This window comes from Endozoicomonas sp. ALB115 (genome assembly GCF_049310245.1).
Classification (GTDB): domain Bacteria; phylum Pseudomonadota; class Gammaproteobacteria; order Pseudomonadales; family Endozoicomonadaceae; genus Endozoicomonas.
The window spans coordinates 24,495-41,706 of sequence record NZ_JBLYZG010000024.1 but is presented as its reverse complement, the minus strand read 5'-3'; the positions used below and the strand labels follow the sequence as shown (position 1 = coordinate 41,706).

Below are 17,212 nucleotides of genomic sequence, written 5' to 3'. Positions count from 1 at the left end.
CTCCCACTGCTTACATTTATCAACATTCCAGCAAAATGAACTTCTGAACAGAACAGCAGTCTGCTTTTTATATTCTCATGAATTAATGAAATATAGTTATGGATAGAAACTCTGCTGGTATCAGTGGTCAATACACAAGATCAGATAATGATTACAACCAACCGGGTAACCAAGCCGCTTCTTCAAGGCGTGGACGGTATAGATATGCCACAGTCAGACAATGGGATAACCCCTCCCGCACTGCCCCGGGGCGTAATGAATTTTACCATTCTCCTTTCACACCCTCTTCTCAACATCTACAGTACCGTTCAGTAAACCCTGCTCAAGATTTTAATGCTCTCACCAAACAGGAAATAATGGATGATCTGGTGAGTAAATCTTATCGTTTCGGTGATCGCTATGATGGGAGACTTCACGGTCAATATGCCAGTTCAATTAAAAAATACACGTCAACTGCTAAAAGACCGTTAAATCGAGCTGAACAAAGCCAGCTGATGCGTTTGCTGCAAAATTTCACAGCAACACGGAGCTGGAATTGGCTAAGCCTGACGACAACACTTCATTCATTGACTTCAGCAGGTGTTTTTACCCCTCATAACCCCATGGATGAGCGTGTAAAGCTTACTCAAGCTAACTTATTGTCAACGCTACTTGATGCGATAATATTTAACTGCAACCAAAAACCTCAAGCCAGGGACATTGATGCACGGGGAATCGCCAACCTGCTATGGGCCATGGCTAAACTGGCGGACAACAGGCAGAAGCGGAGGCCAGAGCTCAACGAGGCCGTGGCCGCGCTGCTGCCCCACGTTAACACACAGAAAGCTAACTTTAACCCACAGGGTATCGCCAACCTGCTGTGGGCCATGGCGAAACTGGTGGACAACGGCCAGGAGCAGACACCAGAACTCAAACAGGCCGTGGCCGCGCTGCTGCCCCACGTTAACACACAGAAAGCTAACTTTAACCCACAGGGTATCGCCAACCTGCTGTGGGCCATGGCAAAACTGGTGGACAACGGGCAGGAGCAAATACCAGCACTCAAAGAGGCCTTGGCCGCGCTGTTGAACCAATTGAACGCACAAAAAGCTAACTTCAGACCACAGGGTATCGCCAACCTGCTGTGGGCCATGGCGAAACTGGTGGACAACGGGCAGGAGCGGACAACAGAGTTCAATGAGGCCGTGGTCGCGCTGTTGCCCCACGTGAACGTACAGAAAGATAACTTTAAACCACAGGAAATCGCCAACCTGCTGTGGGCCATGGCGAAACTTGTGGACAACGGGCAGGAGCAAACACCAGGGCTCAAAGAGGCTCTGGTTGCGTTGTTGCCCCACGTGAACGTACAGAAAGCTAACTTTAAACCACAGGAAATCGCCAACCTGCTGTGGGCCATGGCGAAACTGGTAGACAACGGCCAGGAGCAAACACCAGAACTCAACGAGGCCGAGGCCGTGCTGTTGCCCTACGTGAACGCACAGAAAGCTAACTTTAAACCACAAGGTATCGCCAATCTGCTGTGGGCCATGGCGAAACTGATGGACAACAGGCAGGAGCAGACTCCAGAGCTCAAAGAGGCCGTGACCACGCTGTTGCCCCACGTAAATGCACAGATAGCTAACTTTAAAGCACAGGAAATCGCCAACCTGCTGTGGGCCATGGCAAAACTGGTGGACAACGGGCAGGAGCAGACACCAGAACTCAAAGAGGCCGTAGCCGGGCTGTTGCCCCACGTGAACGCACAGAAAAACCTATTTATTCCTCAGCATATCGCCAACCTGCTATGGGCCATGGCGAAACTGGTTGACAAAGGGCTGGTGCAGACACCAGGGCTCAACGAGGCCGTGGTCGTGCTGTTGCCCCACGTGAACGCACAGAAAGCTAACTTTACACCACAGGAAATCGCCAACCTGCTGTGGGCCATGGCGAAACTGGTGGACAAAGGGGAGGAGCGGACACCAGAACTTAAAGTGGCCGTAGCCGTGTTGTTGCCCCACGTGAAGGCGCAGAAAGACCAATTCAATGCCCAGGATATTACCAACCTGCTGTGGGCCATGGCGAAACTGATGGACAGCGAGCTGGAGCGGTCACCAGGGCTCAACGAGGTCGTGGCCGCGCTGTTGCCCTACCTGGACGCTAAGAAAGATCAACTTATCCCTCAGCATATCGCCAACCTGCTGTGGGCCATGGCGAAACTGCTGGACAACGGGCAGGAGCAGACACCAGGGTTCAAACAGACCGTGGCCGCACTGTTGCTCCTCGTGAACGCACAAAAAACCAACTTTAAACCACAGGAAATCGCCAGCCTGCTGTGGGCCATGGCGAAACTGGTGGGCAACGGGCAGGAGCAGGCACCAGAACTCAAAGAGGCCGTGGCCGCACTGTTGCTCCTCGTGAACGCACAGAAAACCAACTTTAAACCTCAGGAAATTGCCAACCTGCTGTGGGCCATAGCGAAACTGGTGGACAACGGGCAGGAGCAGACACCAGAACTCAAACAGGCCGTGGCCGCACTGTTGCTCCTCGTAAACGCACAGAAAACCAACTTTAAACCTCAGGGTATCACCAACCTGCTGTGGGCCATGGCGAAAATGGTGGACAACGGCGAGGAGAGGACAACAGAGTTCAATGAGGCCGTGGCCGCACTGTTACCCCACGTGAACGCACAAAAAGCTAACTTTACACCACAGGGTATTGCCAACCTGCTGTGGGCCATGGCGAAACTGGTGGACAACGGGCAGGAGCGGACAACGGAGTTCAATGAGGCCCTGGTCGGGCTGCTGCCCCACGTGAACCCACAGAAAGCTAACTTTAAACCACAGGAAATCGTCAATCTGCTCTGGGCCATGGCAAAACTGGTGGACAGCGGGAAGGAGCAGACACCAGAACTCAATGAGGCCGTGGCCGCGCTGTTGCCACACGTGAACGCACAAACAGACCAATTTAATGCCCAAGGCATCGCCAACCTGCTGTGGGCTATGGCGAAACTGGGTGAACTCGTTGACCTGAACGTGGTTACATCCACGTTCGAATCGCTTGTCTACCGAATCAGTGACAACCCTCAGCTCTCTCAGCAAGACATATCGATGTCTCTCTGGGGAGTCATGGTATGCTGTGCCAGATTGTCTCTGTTCTCCAATACCAATAACATTAACGTGCTTGAAAAGAACATGGATGACCTGTTTACTCGCCTGGAAAATACATTCCCGAACAATGAAGATGATCAATCCATCCTTGCCCTGGCCGCCATTTGGCTTGGCAGAACGTGTCCAGTCGTCCCCCATTACCAGACAAATATTTCAAAAACCCAGGTCGACTTTCGCGATCAACTCCAATCATGCTTTCCCTCTTTGCGGATTGAAGAAGAAAAGAGTCTGAATTCATTACCTCCGGTTGACCTGCTCCTGCCAGATCACAACATAGTGATTGAAGTTCAGGGACCGTCTCATTACGTGGGTGGTGATTTCAACACCAGGAATGGTTCGACTCTACTGAAAATCGCACTGTTACAAAAAGCAGGTTTTGAGGTCATTGAAATTCCGGTTAACAGGCTTTGCCATCAGGATTTAATGAAACCATACATTGATCAAATAAAAATCAGGACAGGGATCCCGCCACAGGGGCATGGCTCTGTACCACTTAAAAGAAGTTGGGCAGATGCGGTATACATTACTGCTGATAAAGGCAGGCAACCCTCAAATCATGGTTACTCAACCGCCGAAGAACATCATGAAGAACAAAACGGTAAACCAGCCAAGAGGAAGAAAACAAACAGCCAGTAATCCTCTCCCTTCGACCCAGGAACCGTTTCCACATTACTGCAAAATGAACTTCTGAACAGAACCGCAGTCTGCTTTTTATATTTCCATGAATTAATGAAATATAGTTATGGATAGATGCTCTGCTGGTATCAGTGGTCAATACGCAAGATCAGGCAATGATGACAAAAAAACGGATGACCAAACCGCTTCTTCAAGGCGTGGACGATATAAATATACCACAGTCAGACAATGGGATACCCCCTCCCGCACTGCCCCGGGGCGTAATGAATTTTACCATTCTTCTTTCACACGCTCTTCTCAACATCTACAGTACCGTTCAGTAAACCCTGCTCAAGATTTCAATAGCCTCACCAAACAGGAAATAATGGATGGCCTGCTGAGTAAATCTTATCGTTTCGGTGATCGCTATGATGGGAGACATCACGGTCAATATGCCAGCTTAATTAAAAAATACACGTCAGCTGCTAAACGACCGTTAAATCGAGCGGAACAAAGCCAGCTGATGCGTTTGCTGCAAAATTTCACAGCAACGCGGACCTGGAATTGGCGAAGCCTGACGACGACACTCCACTCATTTACTTCAGCAGGTGTTTTTACTACCCATAGCCCCATAGATGAGCGTGTTAAGCATACTCAAGTTGCCTTATTGTCAACACTGCTTGATGCAATAATATTCAAGTGCAACCAAAAACATGAAGCCAGCTATGTTGGTGCCCAGGAAATCGCCAACATGCTGTGGGCTATGGCGAAACTGGTAGACAGCGGGCAGGAGCGAACACCAGGGCTCAACACGGCTGTGGCCGCACTATTGCCCCACGTGAACGCACAGAAAGACCAATTTATTCCTCAGCATATTGCCAACCTGCTATGGGCCATGGCGAAACTGGTGGACAACGGGCAGGAGCGAACACCAGGGCTCAATGAGGCCGTGGCCAGGCTATTGCCTCACGTTAAAGCACAGAAAGACCAATTTAACACCCAGGGCATTACCAACCTGCTGTGGGCCATGGCGAAACTGGTGGATAACAGGCATGAATTGACTCCAGGACTCAAAGAGGCTGTGGCCGCACTGTTGCCCCACGTGAACGCAAAAAAGAACCAATTTATTCCTCAGCATATCGCCAACCTGCTGTGGGCCATGGCAAAACTGGTGGACAACGGGCAGGAACAGACACCAGAACTCAAAGAGGCCGTAGCCACGCTGTTGCCCCACGTGAACGCACAGAAAGCTCACTTTAAACCACAGGAAATCGCCAACCTGCTGTGGGCCATGGCGAAACTGGTGGACAACGGGCAGGAGCAAACACCGGTGCTCAACGGGGCCGAGGCCGCACTGTTGCCCCACGTGAGCGCACAGAAAGCTAACTTTACAGCACAGGGTATCGCCACCCTGCTGTGGGCCATGGCGAAACTGGTGGACAACGGGCAAAAGCGAACAACAGAGTTCAACGAGGCAGTGGCTGCGCTGTTGCCCCACGTGAGCACACAGAAAGCAAACTTTAAACCACAGGGTATCGCCAACCTGCTGTGGGCCATGGCGAAACTGGTGGACAACGGGCAAAAGCGAACACCAGAGTTCCACGAGGCGGTGGCTGCGCTGTTGCCCCACGTGAACGCAAAAAAAAACCAATTTAATCCTCAGCATATCGCCAACCTACTGTGGGCCATGGCGAAACTGGTGGACAACGAGCAAGAGCAGACACCAGGGCTCAACAAAGCCGTGGCCGCGCTGTTACCCCACGTAAACGCACAGAAAGAACAATTTAATGCCTTGGAAATCGCCAACCTGTTATGGGCCATGGCGAAACTGGTGGATAACAGGCATGAGTTGACACCAGGGCTCAAAGAGGCTGTGGCTGCGCTGTTGCCCCACGTGAGCGCACAGAAAGCAAACTTTACACCACAGGGTATCACCAACCTGCTGTGGGCCATGGCAAAACTGGTAGACAACGGGCAGGAGCAAACACCAGGGCTCAAAGAGACTGTGACCGCGCTTTTATCCCAAGTGAACGCACATAAAGACCAATTTATTCCTCAGCATATCGCCAACCTGCTGTGGGCCATAACGAAACTGGTGGACAACGGGCACGAGCAGACACCAGGGCTCAACAAGGCCGTGGCCGCGCTGTTGCCCCACGTAAACGCACATAAAGACCAATTTAATGCCCAGGGAATCACAAACCTGCTATGGGCCATGGCGAAACTGGTTTATAAGGGTCTGGAGCGGACACCACAGCTCAAAGAGGCCTTGGCCACGCTGTTGCCCCACGTGAACGCACAGAAAGGTAACTTTACACTACAGGAAATCGCCAACCTGCTTTGGGCCATGGCGAAACTGGTTGATAAGGGGCTGGAGCGAACACCACAGCTCAAAAAGGCCGTAACCAGGCTGTTGGCCTTCGTGAACGTACAGAAAGATAGCTTTAAACCACAAGAAATCGCCAGCCTGCTGTGGGCCATGGCGAAACTGGTGGATAGCGGGCAAGAGCGGACACCAGAGTTTAACAAGGCCGTTGCCACGCTATTGCGCAACGTGAACACACAGAAAGCTAACTTTAAACCACAGGAAATCGCCAATCTGCTGTGGGCCACTGCGAAACTGGCGGATAGCGGGCAGGAGCGGACACCAGAGTTTAACGAGGCCGTGGCTGTGCTGTTGCCTCACGTGAACGCAGCGAAAGCTAACTTTAAACCACAGGGAATCGCCAACCTGCTGTGGGCCATGGCGAAACTGGGTGAACTCCTTGAACTGAACGTGGTTATCTCTACGTTCGAAGCGCTTGTCTACCGAATCAGTGAAAATCCTCAGCTCTCTCAGCAAGACATATTTATGTCTCTCTGGGGGTTAATGGTATGCTGTGCCAGATTGTCTCTGGTCTCTGATGCCAACAAAAATAACTGGCTTGAAAGGCACATGGATGACCTGTTTACCCGTCTGGAAAATACATTCCTGCACAATGAAGAGGATCAACGCATCATTGCCATGGCCGCCAGTTGGCTTGGGAGAGCATGCCCGTTCGTCCCCCATTACCAGACTATCAGGTCAAGACCTCAATCCGACTTCCGCGATCAACTCCAATCATGCTTTCCCTCTTTGCAGATTGAAGAAGAAAAGAGTCTGAACTCACTGCCTCCGGTTGACCTGCTCCTGCCAGATCACAACCTGGTGATTGAAGTTCAGGGACCGTTTCATTACGTGGGTGGTGATTTCAAAACCAGGAAGGGTTCGACTCTGCTGAAAATCGCACTGTTGCAAAAAGCAGGATTTGAGGTCATTGAAATTCCGGTTAACAGGTTATGGAATGAGGATTTAATGAAACCATACATTGATCAAATAAAGACCAGGATAGGCATCTCGCCACAGGAGCATGGTTCTGTATCACTTGAAAGTGAGTGGACATATGAGGCATACGTTACTGCTGATAAAGGCGGGCAACCCTCAGATCACGGTTACTTAACCACCGAAGAACATTCAGAAGAGCAAACCGGCAAACCAGGATACAGGAAGAAAACAAAAAGCCAGTAATCCCTGCCCTTCGACCCAGGAACCGTTTTCACATTCCAGCAAAATGAACTTCTGAACAGAACAGCAGTCTGCTTTTTATATTCTCATGAATTAATGAAATATAGTTATGGATAGAAGCTCTGCTGGTATCAGTGGTCAATACGCAAGATCAGGCAATGATGACAACCAACCGGATAACCAGGCCGCTTCTTCACGGCGTGGACGATATAGATATGCCACAGTCAGACAATGGGATAACCCATCCCGCACGGTCCCGGGGCGTAATGAAATTTACCATTCTTCTGCTACACACTCTTCTCAATATCTACTGTGCCATTCAATAAGCAATGCCCAAGATTTTAATGCTCTCATCAAACAGGAAATAATGGATAGCCTGGTGAGTAAAGCTTATCGTTTCGGTCATCGCTATGATGGGAGAGATCACGGTCTATATGCCAGTTCAATTAAAAAATACACGTCAGCGTCTAAAAGACCGTTAAATCGAGCGGAACAAAGCCAGCTGATGCGATTGCTGCAAAATTTCACAGCAACGCGAAGCTGGAATTGGCTAAGCCTGACAACCACACTTCATTCATTGACTTCAGCGGGTGTTTTTACCCTTCATAGCCCCTTGAATGATCGTGTTAGGTTTACTCAAGCTGCCTTATTGTCAACACTGCTTGATGCAATAATATTCAAGTGCAACCAAAAAGCTGAAACCAGCTATATTGGTGCCCAGGGTGTCGCCAATCTGCTGTGGGCCATGGCGAAACTGGTAGACAGCGGGCAGGAGCGAAAACCAGTGCTCAACGAGGCTGTGGCCGCACTGTTGCCCCACGTGAACACACAGAAGGACCAATTTATTCCTCAACATATTGCCAACCTGCTGTGGGCCATGGCGAAACTGGTGGACAACGGGCAGGAGCGGACACCAGGGCTCAATGAGGCCGTGGCCAGGCTATTGCCCTACGTGAACGCACAGAAAGGTCACTTTAAACCACAGGAAATCGCCAACCTGATGTGGGCCATGGCGAAACTGGTGGACAACGGGCAGGAGCGGACACCAGGGCTCAATGAGGCCGTGGCCAGGCTATTGCCCTACGTGAACGCACAGAAAGGTCACTTTAAACCACAGGAAATCGCCAACCTGATGTGGGCCATGGCGAAACTGGTGGACAACGGGCAGGAGCAGACACCAGAGTTCAACGAGGCCGTGGTCGCGCTGTTGCCCCACGTGAACGCACAGAAAGAACAATTTAATGCCCAGGGTGTCACCAACCTGCTGTGGGCCATGGCAAAACTGGTGGATAACGGGCAGGAGCAGACGCCAGAGCTCAACGAGGGTGTGGTTGCGCTGTTGCCCTGCGTGAACGCACAGAAAGCTCACTTTAAACCACAGGAAATCGCCAACCTGCTGTGGGCCATGGCGAAACTGGTGGACAATGGGCAGGAGCGAACACCAGAGTTCAACGAGGCCGTGCCCGCGCTGTTGTCTCGGGTAAACGCACATAAAGACCGATTTGATGCACAGGGTATTACCAACCTGCTGTGGGCCATGGCGAAATTGGTGGACAACGGCCAGCAGCGGACACCAGGGCTCAACGAGGCCGTGGCCGCGCTGCTGCCCTGCGTGAATGCACAGAAAGACCAATTTATTCCTCAGCATTTCGCCAACCTGCTGTGGGCCATGGCGAAACTGGTGGACAACGGGCAGGAGCGGACATCAGAGATCAAAGAGGCCGTGGCCGCGTTGTTGCCCCACGTGAACGAACAGAAAGACCAATTTAATGCCCAGGGTATCACCATCCTGCTTTGGGCCATGGCGAAACTGGTTGACAGCGGGCAGAAGCGGACACCAGCGCTCAAAGAGGCCGTGGCCGCACTGTTGCCCCACGTGAATACACAGAAAGCTAACTTTAAACCACAGGAAATCGCCAACCTGCTATGGGCCACGGCGAAACTGGTGGACAACGGGCAGGAGCGGACACTGCAGCTTAAAGAGGCCGTGGCCGTGCTGTTGCCACAAGTGAACCCAGAGAAAGCTAACTTTAAACCACAGGAAATCGCCAGCCTGCTGTGGGCCATGGCGAAACTACTGGACAACGGGCAGGATAGGACACCAGAGCTTAAAGAGGCCCTGGCCACGCTGTTGCCACACGTGAACGCACAGAAAGATAACTTTACACCACAGGCTATCGCCAACCTGCTGTGGGCCATGGCGAAACTGGTGGATAGCGGGCAGGAGCGGACACCAGAGTTTAACGAGGCCGTGGCCGCGCTGTTGCGCCACGTGAACACACAGAAAGCTAACTTTAAACCACAGGAAATCGCCAATCTGCTGTGGGCCACGGCGAAACTGGGTGAGTTCGTTGAGCTGAACATGGTTACCTCTATGTTCGAATCGCTTGTTTACCGAATCAGTGAAACCCCTCAGCTCTCACAGCAAAACATATTGATGTCTCTCTGGGGAGTAATGGTTTGCTGTGCCAGGTTGTCTCTAGACTCCAATAACAATAACTGGCTTGAAAAACACATGGATGACCTGTTTACTCGTCTGGAAAACACCTCCCCAGACAATGAAGAAGATCAATCCATCACTGCTATGGCCGCAAGCTGGCTTGGGAGAGCGTGCCCGGTCGTCCCCCATTACCAGACTACCATGTCAAAACGTCAATCCGACTTTCGCGATCAACTCCAATCAAGCTTTCCCTCTTTGCAGATTGAAGAAGAAAAGAGTCTGAACTCATTGCCTCCGGTTGACCTGCTACTGCCAGATCACAACATGGTGATTGAAGTTCAGGGTCCCTCTCATTACGTGGGTGGTGATTTCAAAACCAGGAATGGTTCGACGCTGCTGAAAATCGCACTGTTGCAAAAAGCAGGATTTGAGGTCATTGAAATCCCAATTAACATGCTTTGGAACCGGAATTCAATGAAACGATGTATTGATCAAATAAAGGCCAGGGTAGACATCTCGTCACAACGTCATGGCTCTGTATCAGTTAAAAGAAGGTGGGCAGATGAGGCATACGTTACTGCTGATAAAGGCAGGCAACCCTCAGATCATGGTTACTTAACCGCCGAAGAACATTCAAAAGAGCAAACCGGCAGACCAGGAAAGAGGAAGAAAACAACCAGCCAGTAATCCTCTCCCTTCGACCCAGGAACCGTTTTCACATTCCAGGAAAGTTCTACCAACGTTGAAGGCCTGTTGTCACTGAATTTCGCCCCAAATGAACTTCTGAACAGAACAGCAGTCTGCTTTTTATATTCTCATGAATTAATGAAATATAGTTATGGATAGAAGCTCTGCTGGTATCAGTGGTCAATACGCAAGATCAGATAATTATTATAACCGACCGGGTGGCCATGCCGCTTCTTCAAGACGTGGACGATATAGATATGCCACAGTCAGACAATGGGATACCCCCTCCCGCACTGCCCCAGGGCGTAATGAATTTTACCATTCTTCTTTCACACGCTCTTCACAACATCTACAGTACCGTTCAGTAAACCCTGCTCAAGATTTCAATACCCTCACCAGACAGGAAATAATGGCTGGCCTGCTGAGTAAATCTTATCGTTTCGGTGATCGCTATGATGGGAGAGATCACGGTCAATATGCCAGTTCAATTAAAAAATACACGTTAGCTGCTAAAAGACCGTTAAATCGAGCGGAACAAGGCCAGCTGATGCGTTTTCTGCAAAATTTCACAGCAACGCGGAGCTGGAATTGGCGAAGCCTGACAACCACACTTCATTCATTGACTTCAGCGGGTGTTTTTACCCTTCATAGCCCCTTGAATGATCGTGTTAGGTTTACTCAAGCTGCCTTATTGTCAACACTGCTTGATGCAATAATATTCAAGTGCAACCAAAAAGCTGAAACCAGCTATATTGGTGCCCAGGGTGTCGCCAACCTGCTGTGGGCCATGGCGAAACTGGTAGACAGCGGGCAGGAGCGAAAATCAGGGCTCAACGAGGCTGTGGCCGTACTGTTGCCCCACATGAACGCACAGCAAGACCCATTTATTCCTCAACATATTGCCAACCTGCTGTGGGCCATGGCGAAACTGGTGGACAACGGGCAGGAGCGAACACCAGGGCTCAATGAGGCCGTGGCCAGGCTATTGCCCGACGTGAACGCACAGAAAACTCACTTTAAACCACAGGAAATCGCCAGCCTGCTGTGGGCCATGGCGAAACTGGTGGACAACGGGCAGGAACAGACACCAGCGTTCAACGAGGCCGTGGCCGCGCTGTTGTCCCGGGTAAACGCACATAAAGACCGATTTAATGCACAGGGTATTACCAACCTGCTGTGGGCCATGGCAAAACTGGTGGGCAACGGGCAGGAACAAACAGCAGGGCTCAAAGAGACCGTGATCGTGCTGTTGCCCTGCGTGAACGCACTGAAAGACCGATTTATACCTCAGCATATTGCCAACCTGCTGTGGGCCATGGCGAAACTGGTGGACTACGGGCAGGAGCGGACACCAGGGCTCAAAGAGGCCGTGGCCGCGCTGTTACCCAACGTGAACGCACAGAAAGACCAATTTAATGCCCAGGCTATTGCCAACCTGCTGTGGGTCATGGCGAAACTGGTGGGCAGCGGGCTGGAGCGGGCACCAGGGCTCAAAGAGGCTGTGGCCACGCTGTTGCCCCAGGTGATCGCAAAGAAAGCTAACTTTAAACCACAGGGTATTGCCAACCTGCTGTGGGCCATGGCGAAACTGGTGGACTACGGGCAGGAGCGGACACCAGGGCTCAAAGAGGCCGTGGCCGCGCTGTTACCCAACGTGAACGCACAGAAAGACCAATTTAATGCCCAGGCTATTGCCAACCTGCTGTGGGTCATGGCGAAACTGGTGGGCAGCGGGCTGGAGCGGGCACCAGGGCTCAAAGAGGCTGTGGCCACGCTGTTGCCCCAGGTGATCGCAAAGAAAGCTAACTTTAAACCACAGGGTATTGCCAACCTGCTGTGGGCCATGGCGAAACTGGTGGACTACGGGCAGGAGCGGACACCAGGACTCAAAGAGACCGTGGCCGCGTTGTTGCCCCACGTGAACGCACATAAAGCTCACTTTAAACCACAGGAAATCGCCAACCTGCTGTGGGCCATGGCGAAACTGCTGGACAACGGGCAAGAACGGACACCAGAACTCAAAGAGCCTGTGGTCGCCCTGCTATCCCACGTGAACATACAGAAAGCTCACTTTAAACCACAGGAAATCGCCAACCTGCTGTGGGCCATGGCAAAACTGGTGGACAACGGACAAGAGTGGACACCAGAGCTCAACGAGGCCGTGGCCGCGCTGTTGCCTCGTGTGAACGCACAGAAAGCTAACTTAATACCACAGGAGACTGTTAACCTGCTATGGGCCATGGCGAAACTGGGCGAACTCATTGAGCTGAACGTGGTAACATCCACGTTTAAATCGCTTGTCTACCGAATCAGTGGCAACCCTCAGTTCTCTCAGCAAGCGATATTGATGTCCCTCTGGGGAGTAATGGTATGCTGTGCCAGATTGTATCTGGTCTCCGATGCCAACAAAAATAACTGGCTTGAAAAGCACATGGATGATCTGTTTACTCGCCTGGAAAATACATTCCCAGACAATCCAGACAATAATGAAGAGGAACAATACGTTATTGCCATGGCCGCAAGTTGGCTTGGGAGATCATGCCCGTTCGTCCCCCATTACCAGATAATCATGTCAAAACCTCAATCCGACTTCCGCGATCAACTCCAATCATGTATTCCATCTCTGCAAATTGAAGAAGAAAAGAGTCTGAATTCATTACCTCCGGTTGACCTGCTACTGCCAGATCACAACATGGTGATTGAAGTTCAGGGGCCCTCTCATTACGTGGGTGGTGATTTCAAAACCAGGAAGGGTTCGACTCTGCTGAAAATTGCACTGTTGCAAAAAGCAGGATTTGAGGTCATTGAAATTCCGGTTAACAGGCTTTGGAATCAGGATTTAATGAAACCATACATTGATCAAATAAAGTCCAGGACAGGCATCCCGCCACAGGGGCATGGCTCTGTATCACTTAAAAGAACGTGGGCAGATGCGGCATACGTTACTGCTGATAAAGGCAGGCAACCCTCAGATCACGGTTACCTGACCGCCGAAAAACAGTTAGAAGAACAAACCGGCAAACCAGGCAGGAGGAAGAGAAAAAACAGCCAGTAACCCCCCCCCCTCCCTTCCACCCAGGAACCGTTTTCACATTCAAGTAAAGTTCTACCAGCTGAAGACCTGTTGCCCCTGAATTTCGCCCCGGATGATTTGAAGATAATGGATGGTTGGCATCAGGAGCAGATGAGTTTCTCCCACTGCTTACATTGATCAACATTCCAGCAAAATGAACTTCTGAACAGAACAGCAGTCTGCTTTTTATATTCTCATGAATTAATGAAATATAGTTATGGATAGAAACTCTGCTGGTATCGGTGGTCAATACACAAGATCAGATAATTATTATAACCGACCGGGTGGCCATGCCGCTTCTTCACGGCGTGGACGATATATATATGCCACAGTCAAACAATGGGATAACCCCTCCCGCACTGCCCCGGTGCGTCATGAATTTTACCATTCTTCTTTCACACGCTCTTCTCAACATCTACAGTACCGTTCAGTAAACCCAGCTCAAGATTTTAATGCTCTCACCAGACAGGAAATAATGGATGACCTGGTGAGTAAATCTTATCGTTTCGGTGATCGCTACGATGGGAGACATCACGGTCAATATGCCAATTCAATTAAAAAATACACGTCAGCGTCTAAAAGACCATTAAATCGAGCAGAACAAAGCCAGCTGATACGTTCACTGCAAAATTTTTCCGTAACACGGAGCTGGAATTGGCGAAGCCTGACGACAACACTTCATTCATTGACTTCAGCGGGTGTATTTACCCCTCATAACCCCATGGAGGAGCGTGTTAAGCATACTCAAGCTGCGTTACTGTCAACGCTACTTGATGCAATAATATTCAAGTGCAACCAAAAACCTCAATCCAGGGATATTGATGCCCAGGGTGTCGCCAACCTGCTGTGGGCCATGGCAAAACTGGTAGACAGCGGGCAGGAGCGAACACCAGGGTTCAACGAGGCTGTGGCCGCACTGTTGCCCCTCGTGAACGAACAGAAAGACCAATTTAATGCCCAGGGTGTCGCCAACCTTCTATGGGCCATGGCGAAACTGGTGGACAAGGGCCAGGAGCGGACACCGGGGCTCAATGAGGCCCTGGCCAGGCTATTGCCCGACGTGAACGCACAGAAAGATAACTTTAAACCACAGGAAATTGCCAACCTGCTGTGGGCCATGGCGAAACTGGTGGACAACGGGCACGAACAGACACCAGGGCTCAACGGGGCCGTAGCTGTGCTGTTGCCCCTCGTGAACGCACAGAAAGCTCACTTTAAACCACAGGAAATTGCCAACCTGCTGTGGGCCATGGCGAAACTGGTGGACAACGGGCACGAGCAGACACCAGGGCTCAACGGGGCCGTAGCCGTGCTGTTGCCCCTCGTGAACGCACAGAAAGCTCACTTTAAACCACAGGAAATCACCAACCTGCTGTGGGCCATGGCGAAACTGGTGAACAACGGGCAGGAGCAGACACCAGAGTTCAACGAGGCCGTGGCCGCACTGTTGCTCCTCGTGAACGCACAGAAAACCAACTTTAAACCACAGGAAATTGCCAACCTGCTGTGGGCCATGGCGAAACTGGTGGATAACAGGCATGAGTTGACACCAGGGCTCAAAGAGGCTGTGGCCGCATTGTTGCCCCACGTGAACCCCAAAAAAAACCAATTTATTCCTCAGCATATCGCCAACCTGCTGTGGGCCATGGCAAAACTGGTGGACAACGGACAGGAACAGACACCAGAACTCAACGAGGCCGTGGCTACGCTGTTACCCCACGTAAATGAACAGAAAGCTAACTTTAAACCACAGGGTATTGTCAACCTGCTGTGGGCCATGGCGAAACTGGTGGGCAGTGGGCTAGAGCGGGCACCAGAGCTCAAAGAGGCCGTGGCTGCGCTGTTGCCCCATGTGAACGCACAGAAGGACCAATTTGATGCCCAGGGTATCGCCAACCTGCTGTGGGCCATGGCGAAACTGGTGGACAACGGGCACGAGCAGACTCCAGAACTCAACGAGACCGTGGCCGCGCTGTTGTCCCAAGTGAACGCACAGAAAGCTCACTTTGAATCACAGGGTATCGCCAATCTGCTGTGGGCCATGGCGAAACTGGTGAACAACGGGCAGGAGTGGATACCGGGTCTCAAAGAGGCCGTGGCCGCGTTGTTGCACCACGTGAACGCACAGAAAGCTCATTTTACACCACAGGGTATCGCCAACCTGCTGTGGGCCATAGCGAAACTGTTGGACAACGGGCAGAAGTGGTCACCAGGGCTCAATGATGCCGTGGCCGCGCTGTTGCCCCACGTGAACGCAAACAAAGACCAATTTATTCCTCAGCATATCGCCAACCTGCTGTGGGCCATGGCGAAACTGGTGGACAACGAGCAAAAGCGAACACCAGAGTTCAACGAGGCGTTGGCTGCGCTGTTGCCCCACGTGAGCGCACAGAAAGCAAACTTTAAACCACAGGGTATCGCCAACCTGCTGTGGGCCATAGCGAAACTTGTAGACAACGGGCAAGAGCTAACAACAGAGCCCAAAAAGGCCGTGGCCGCCCTGTTGCCCCACGTAAACACACATAAAGACCAATTTAATGCCCTGGGAATCGCTAACCTTCTGTGGGCCATGGCGAAACTGCTGGACAACGGGGAGGATAGGACACCACAGCTTAAAGAGGCCGTGGCTGCGCTTTTGCCACACGTGAACGCACAGAAAGGTAACTTTAAACCACAGGGTATCGCCAACCTGCTGTGGGCAATGGCGAAACTGATGGATAGTGGGCAGGATCGAACAACAGGGCTTCACGAGGCCGTGACTGCTCTGTTGCCTCACGTGAACGCAAAGAAAGACCAATTTAAAGCCCAGGGAATCGCCAACCTGCTGTGGGCCATGGCGAAACTGGGTGAACTCCTTGAGCTGAACGTGGTTATCTCTACGTTCGAATCGCTTGTCGACCGCATCAGTGAAAATCCTCAGCTCTCTCAGCAAACGATATTGATGTCCCTTTGGGGAGTAATGGTATGCTGTGCCAGGTTGTCACCAGACGCCAATAACAATCACTGGCTTGAAAAGCACATGGATGACTTGTTTACTCGCGTGAAAAATACATCTCCGGATAACTTAGAGGATCAATCCGTTATTGCCATGGCAGCAAGTTGGCTTGGTAGGGCCTGTCCTGTCGTCCCCCATTACCGGACAACTATTTCAAAACCTCAAGCCGACTTCCGCAATCAACTCCAATCATGCATTCCCTCTTTGCAGATTGAAGAAGAAAAGAGTCTGAACTCATTACCTCCGGTTGACCTGCTACTGCCAGATCACAACATGGTGATTGAAGTTCAGGGTCCCTCTCATTATGTGGGTGGTGATTTTAAAACCAGGAATGGTTCGACTCTGCTGAAAATCGCACTGCTGCAAAAAGCAGGATTTGAGGTCATTGAAATCCCGGCTAACCGGCTTTTGAACAACAATTTAATGAAACCATATATTGATCAAATAAAGATCAGGATAGCCATCCCGCCACAGGGGCACGGCTCTGTATCACTTAAAAGAAGGTGGGCAGATGCGGCATGCGTTACTGCTAATGACAGGCAACCCTCAGATCACGGTGACTTAACCGCCGAAGAACATTCAGAAGAACAAACCAACCCGGCAAAGAGGAAGAAAACAAACAGCCCGTAATCGTCTTTCTCCCATCATGACTCAAGTAAACTTTTCAGCAAAATGAACTTTTGAACAGAACCGCTGTCTGCTTTTTAAATTT

General features: G+C 51.0%; 5 protein-coding genes. All 5 read left to right on the top strand.

Going from position 1 to position 17,212, the window contains the following annotated elements:
* Nucleotides 1–98 precede the first annotated feature (98 nt).
* Complete coding sequence (locus tag ACO6VE_RS12410; protein ID WP_422461562.1) at nucleotides 99–3,782, top strand: DUF1601 domain-containing protein; 3,684 nt, start codon at nucleotides 99–101, stop codon at nucleotides 3,780–3,782.
* A gap of 106 nt (nucleotides 3,783–3,888) precedes the next feature.
* A complete protein-coding gene (locus tag ACO6VE_RS12405; RefSeq protein ID WP_422450748.1) occupies nucleotides 3,889–7,308 on the top strand; it encodes a DUF1601 domain-containing protein in 3,420 nt (1,139 codons plus the stop codon).
* 106 nt (nucleotides 7,309–7,414) lie between these two features.
* Nucleotides 7,415–10,432 (top strand): DUF1601 domain-containing protein, encoded by a 3,018-nt coding sequence (locus ACO6VE_RS12400; RefSeq protein WP_422461560.1) that lies wholly within the window; start codon nucleotides 7,415–7,417, stop codon nucleotides 10,430–10,432.
* Between the two features lie 151 nt (nucleotides 10,433–10,583).
* Complete coding sequence (locus ACO6VE_RS12395; protein ID WP_422461558.1) at nucleotides 10,584–13,487, top strand: DUF1601 domain-containing protein; 2,904 nt, start codon at nucleotides 10,584–10,586, stop codon at nucleotides 13,485–13,487.
* Between the two features lie 235 nt (nucleotides 13,488–13,722).
* Complete coding sequence (locus tag ACO6VE_RS12390) at nucleotides 13,723–17,130, top strand: DUF1601 domain-containing protein (protein ID WP_422461556.1); 3,408 nt, start codon at nucleotides 13,723–13,725, stop codon at nucleotides 17,128–17,130.
* Nucleotides 17,131–17,212: the final 82 nt, after the last annotated feature.

What these genes read in the sequence shown, in the direction of transcription:
- ACO6VE_RS12410 (WP_422461562.1), top strand. Translation starts at nt 99, where the DNA reads ATGGATAGAAACTCTGCTGGTATCAGTGGTCAATACACAAGATCAGAT.
- ACO6VE_RS12405 (WP_422450748.1), top strand. Translation starts at nt 3,889, where the DNA reads ATGGATAGATGCTCTGCTGGTATCAGTGGTCAATACGCAAGATCAGGC.
- ACO6VE_RS12400 (WP_422461560.1), top strand. Translation starts at nt 7,415, where the DNA reads ATGGATAGAAGCTCTGCTGGTATCAGTGGTCAATACGCAAGATCAGGC.
- ACO6VE_RS12395 (WP_422461558.1), top strand. Translation starts at nt 10,584, where the DNA reads ATGGATAGAAGCTCTGCTGGTATCAGTGGTCAATACGCAAGATCAGAT.
- ACO6VE_RS12390 (WP_422461556.1), top strand. Translation starts at nt 13,723, where the DNA reads ATGGATAGAAACTCTGCTGGTATCGGTGGTCAATACACAAGATCAGAT.